Annotated in this window: 7 protein-coding genes; 3 read left to right on the forward strand and 4 right to left on the reverse strand. The window is 54.7% G+C overall.

The features are described 5' to 3' along the window. Positions 1–66: 66 nt before the first annotated feature. Genes NQU42_RS08075 through NQU42_RS08085 form a run of 3 tightly spaced genes read right to left on the reverse strand, consistent with a single transcriptional unit; the run spans position 67 to position 1,707 of the window. Positions 67–411 carry a DUF2149 domain-containing protein gene (locus tag NQU42_RS08075; protein ID WP_296610535.1) on the reverse strand — a complete coding sequence of 115 codons (345 nt, stop codon included), beginning with the start codon at positions 409–411 and terminating at the stop codon, positions 67–69. Next, complete coding sequence (locus NQU42_RS08080; RefSeq protein ID WP_296610536.1) at positions 386–1,030, reverse strand: MotA/TolQ/ExbB proton channel family protein; 645 nt, start codon at positions 1,028–1,030, stop codon at positions 386–388. Before NQU42_RS08080 ends, NQU42_RS08075 begins: the two co-directional genes overlap by 26 nt. Beyond that, positions 1,027–1,707, reverse strand: a complete 681-nt coding sequence (locus NQU42_RS08085; protein ID WP_296610538.1) for a DUF2162 domain-containing protein — start codon at positions 1,705–1,707, stop codon at positions 1,027–1,029. Before NQU42_RS08085 ends, NQU42_RS08080 begins: the two co-directional genes overlap by 4 nt. 296 nt (positions 1,708–2,003) lie before the next feature. Between NQU42_RS08085 and hisI the strand changes: the two genes are divergently transcribed. From hisI to NQU42_RS08100, 3 genes are read left to right on the forward strand one after another with little or no spacing between them, the layout of a single operon-like run. After that, positions 2,004–2,366: a phosphoribosyl-AMP cyclohydrolase gene (gene hisI / locus NQU42_RS08090; RefSeq protein ID WP_296610539.1), complete on the forward strand. Its 363-nt coding sequence runs from the start codon at positions 2,004–2,006 to the stop codon at positions 2,364–2,366. Positions 2,367–2,370: 4 nt separating this feature from the next. Next, positions 2,371–3,474 carry a radical SAM protein gene (locus tag NQU42_RS08095; RefSeq protein WP_296610541.1) on the forward strand — a complete coding sequence of 368 codons (1,104 nt, stop codon included), beginning with the start codon at positions 2,371–2,373 and terminating at the stop codon, positions 3,472–3,474. Positions 3,475–3,525: 51 nt separating this feature from the next. Further along, positions 3,526–4,392, forward strand: coding sequence for a CBS domain-containing protein (locus tag NQU42_RS08100; protein ID WP_296610543.1), 867 nt, complete (start codon positions 3,526–3,528; stop codon positions 4,390–4,392). Here NQU42_RS08100 and pyrH read toward each other — a convergent pair. Continuing rightward, the coding region (gene pyrH / locus NQU42_RS08105; RefSeq protein ID WP_296610544.1) for a UMP kinase at positions 4,393–5,120 on the reverse strand (728 nt) is incomplete at its 5' end.

A 5,120-nucleotide genomic window follows, 5' to 3' on the forward strand; every position in this document is an offset into this window, starting at 1 on the left:
CATTTCGGTGCAGAGGAGGGCCAGAGGGTTAAAGGCCCCAATTTCAGGAAGAGACAGACTCCGGCCTCAGGCCGGAGCTGATGTCTCATTCTCCGGGACGTATATGACCTGGCCGCCCTTAAGCCTGTATGCTGTTCCTATGCGGATTCCCTGCCCTCCCCCTATCTGCTCTGTCATGTTCAGTATCTGAATGCTGCTCATGTTCTTGATTATTATCTGCATGTCCGGCTCGCCCGGATTCTTCACAACAGTAACGCTCGATGTCGGATCAAGGAGCTCCGAGATGTTGTATGAAAGAACAAGCGCCATCAGAAGCGCTACAGCGAAGACCATGGCGACATCGAAGAGGTTCGCGACGCCCTCCATAGGATCCTCATCGATCTCATCAAGAATGCCCAACCTGCTCCGCATCCGTAGACCTCCGGAGGATCTCGGCAACGTACTCCACATCGCTCAGATCTTGATGGTACCATCTGTTTCTTATCAGAAGAGAGCAGTAGCATATCCCGCCGACTACCAGCCCTATAACGGTGGTTGTAAATGCTATGATCAGGCTCGATGCCATCGACTGTATATCCCCTTTCGAGAGGCTCACCAGCGCAGGACCCATCGGTATCAGGGTCCCCATAAGCCCGAGTATCGGGCCCACCCTGATACCGATGCGCAGAGGCTCAAGCCTCCTAGCCATCTCCAGCTCTGCATCCTGAAGGATCTTATCGAGCTTGATATGGAGCTTGTTGCTCTCGAGAGAGCCTGCGATCTCTCCCAGGACGTCGGCAACCTGAGGGGATCTGTATCCTCTGATGGTCTCGGCGGCGTCCTTTGACATTCCAGAGGATGCAAGGGATGCTGCCCTGAGCGCCACATGCTCAAGCTCCTGAATATCTCTCCGCCGTGATGTGTACTCCTGGATCATTGATCCCACCAGGACGAGCGACCAGCAGAAGAGAAGGAGAAGGCCGAAGATGTCGGGATATAGGAGTGATGTGGAGAATACGTAAAGCAGGCTGACAGAGATCTCGTAGATCATACCGTCACACCTTTCTTCCGCATGATATACCCTATTGAAATCAGTATCAGCAATATCAAATAAGCTGGGACAAGCTCAGAACGCATCTCAGGTGCTGTGTAACTCAAAGAGAGGCTCTGCATTCGGATGTAAGATGGGAGCAGCGCTATCGAGAGGATGTAAAAACCTCCCAGAAGCAACATCACGTTCCCTATGAGGACCGGTCCTTTGTCGAATCTCCTGAGAAGCAGTGACGCTGACGAGATGGTCAGGAAGAATATGATGCCCACCGCAGCGCCGATTCTCGCAGGGGAGATGTTGGTGAGATCCGAAAGCACGCTGCAAGAGAGAAACGTCGCCGCCATGCATGCAGGGCACGGTATCGAGAGCGCCCAGAACGTCCTGCGGGAAATATCTGCACCGCGGCATCTCCACTCTCTGATCGTGAGCATTCCGAGAGCGATGAGGGAGAGAGCCAGGATCGTGTGCATCGCCACACCCGCTCTGATCATGGCCGATAGCTGATCTATAGGTATGCGATCGATCACAAGACCCATTGCGTTGGCCACTAATAGATAGCCCGATGCAACCAGCACGATCTCCCTTCTGCTGAGGTGCGCAAGCCCGCAGCCCATGCTTGCCTTCAGCGCGAAGATCAGCAAGCCTGTCAGCACGCCAAGTGCGATCGTAAGTTCCAAGACAGACACCTGTTAAACTTATTTGGCTTAAGGTAAAGTTTTTTGGATATATCTTTTGCGATGACGGGCATCCGAGGAGTTACAGGCTTCGAGGATGCAGGTTCTCTGGTGTCTCCCTGTTTGCAGGCGCAGGTGATGACATGCAACCTGGTGCAAGCAGAGGAAGAGTGCATGCGGATTGCGGCTATCTAAGGGCTTTTCTCATAAAAGAAACCAAGCCCTCACTCCGGCAGTTTGATCTGTGGGAGAGGCGCAGCACCCAAGCTTTATACGGTACGCCCTCAATCATGAGGCTGATGAGCATTGTTGAGATTCCGGATGGCAAGCTTATACCGGCAATAGCACAGGACTGGAAGACCGGAGAGGTGCTGATGCTGGCGTACATGAACAGCATCGCGCTTTCCAAAACGCTCGAGACCGGGGTTGCGCACTACTGGTCCAGGTCGCGGGGGAAGCTCTGGCGGAAGGGGGAGTCCTCGGGAAATGAGCAGATCGTTAAGGAGATACTGGTCGACTGCGATGAGGACGCGATACTCCTGAAGGTTGAGCAGAGAGGAGGTGCGTGCCACACTGGATACAGATCCTGCTTCTACAGGACTCTTGATGGGAGGATCGTTGGCGAGAGGGTCTTCGATCCGGATGATGTGTATAAGCGGTGATAGTTTGAGATACACGCTCTGCGACACTCCTCTTTTAAAGGCGACAGCATCTGTCGATTCGGGGAGAATCAGCATCAGAGCGGACGGTCTTCTCTCAAAAGTTCCGGCGATCTCATCTGCCATCTCGACGATCGATGGGAACATTCCGGCATTCGCTGGAGAGTCTCTCTACATATCGACATGGCTGCCGCCTGTTCCGAGCAGAGCATTCGATAGGTTCGTGAGGAGCCAGATCCTCGCATCCATCGGCAGAAGAACTCCGGACCAGATCACGATATCGATAACTGAGGAGTGCCCCAACAGGTGCAGGCACTGCGCGCTGCCCGATACAGGCGCACACCTCAGACTCGAACCAGATGATGTCAAGAGGATAATAGATCAGGCGCTGGATCTCGGATCCACCATCATAATATTCGATGGCGGCGAACCATCTCTGTACAGAGAGCTGCCGGAGCTTGTGAGCTATGTGGATGATCGCGCTGTGACCACCATCTTCACCTCAGGCGCTGGATTCACCGAGAGCCTCGCGAGGCAGCTCAGAAATGCAGGGCTCCAGGCGGTGAATGTGAGCCTGGACAGCCCCGTGGAGGATGAGCATGACTCCATGCGTGGACGGAGGGGCGTGTACAGGGATGCGATGAATGCCATAAAACATGCTCTGAGGGCTGGGCTGCTGGTCGATATCTACGTGGTGTTGAGGCACGATAACATTGCACATCTACAGAGATTCCACGACCTCGCGCGCAAAGCGGGTGCGCACGAGCTCACATTCTTCGAGGTTGTGCCCACAGGCAGATGCACCGGCTCAGAGGATATCGTGCTGGACGCATCAGATCTCTCCGCGCTGGAGATGTTCGTCTCAAATGCACCTCCGCCGAGGATCTTTTCTGTGCCTGCAGCTCTCAAGCGCTTCGGATGTTTCGCGGGCAGGAGCTGGATGCATGTCACACCATCCGGCGAGGTGTACCCGTGCGCCTGCTACCCGAAGAGCTATGGAAACGCTCTGGGAGAATCTCTCGCCCGAATCTGGAAAAGGATGTCAGATTTTCCCTATAAAGGAATTAATACATGCCCCATGCGATCGAAAGGACCATCCAAAAATTTGTGACTTCAGAGGTTAAACCTAAATAGGTAATAATGATGGTACCTCCGTATTGCTATGGAGCTAACACCAGTTCAGAGGGATATACTTACCGCGTTGATCAACATACATCGACGTGAGGGAAGAGCTGTAAAGGGAGAAGAAATTGCAGAGCTGATCGACCGCAATCCTGGCACCATACGCAACCAGATGCAGTCACTCAAGGCGCTGAACCTCGTGGAGGGCGTGCCGGGGCCGAAGGGCGGCTACAAGGCGACAGGGGCTGCGTATGAAGCGCTTTGCCTCGACAACAGCAGCGATATAGTCGACGTCCCGATAATAAAGAACGGCGTACAGGTGGAGGGCGCCTCTGCAAGCGAGATCGTGTTCAACAAGGTCATGAGGCACGACAGCTGCGATGGCACCGTCCGCATAACCGGAAATGTCAGGGACTTCAACATAGGCGATGAGATCGAGATAGGGCCTACACCTGTGAACAGGCTCTACATCAGGGGAGAGGTCATCGGGAGGGACGACACGATGAGCAGGCTGATATTCAAGGTCAGAGAGATGATCTCGGTGCCGCGGATCCCTGTGAAAAAGATCGCACGCCGCGCAGTCAGGATCAGCCCGTCAGCATCGATCCAGGATGCTGCCAGGACAATGATACACAACGGCGTGAGCGAGGCTCTGGTCGATGAGACCTCCCCTGGACTTGTGAGCCTGGTGGATCTTGTGAGAGCGATTGCAGACGGCCGCACAGCTGTTGAGGTGAAGGAGATAATGACCAGAGGCTATCTGACGATCGACTCTGACGATCTTGTCTACGAGGCGATAAAGATCATGGGCAAGACAGGCACGAGCCAGCTTGTTGTCACCGAGGGCGGGGTGCCCTGGGGTCTGGTTAACCCCACAGATATCATCAGAGCCCTGACCCCAGCGTAACTAGCTCCGAATCTCGGTGCCGTTGTGGGTGCCATCTATCGCCCTGATCAGGTTGGCCACGTCCCTGCCATCGACCACGACGGTGGGGATGAGGCTTCGTTCGATTATCTTGGCTGCAAGCGGATCCACAGGAGATCTCGAGCCTGCTTTGAGTTCTAGCTGGCTCATCATCCTGGCGAGATCCTCTGCACTCATCTTGGAGATCTTCGCAGCCCCCGGATCCTTTTCCGGGTCTGAGGTGTAAACGCCGTTCACAGATGTGGCGATCACGAGAAGATCCGCACGGGCATACTCTGCAATGAGGGCTGCGACCGCATCAGTGGTCTGTCCCGGAGATACTCCGCCCATGACCACTATCCTGTGTGTTTTTGAGGCCTCGAGGGCATCGTCGTAGGATTCTGGCACCCTGAAGGGTGCGGATCCAGCGAGGGCAGCTGCCAGGAGCGTTGCGTTCATTCTGGTCGCGAGTATCCCAATCGAATCGCAGAGAGCCTCGCTCGCGCCCACGCCACGCGCCCTCTTTATGCATTCGCGCGCGAGTGCGCCGCCGCCGACGACAACATAAACCTGATTTTCACTGGCTATCGCCCCAAGCGTTTCAGCATATCTTTTGAGGCCAGCCGGATCCTGGGATGCGAGAACGGATCCGCCCAGAGAGTATACTAATATCATTCGAATCCCTGCTGTGGGGTATCTTGGGAGCTCATAAGATTTTCCGATGAATTCAG

It is taken from the genome of Methanothrix sp. (assembly GCF_024518575.1).
GTDB lineage: Archaea > Halobacteriota > Methanosarcinia > Methanotrichales > Methanotrichaceae > Methanothrix_B.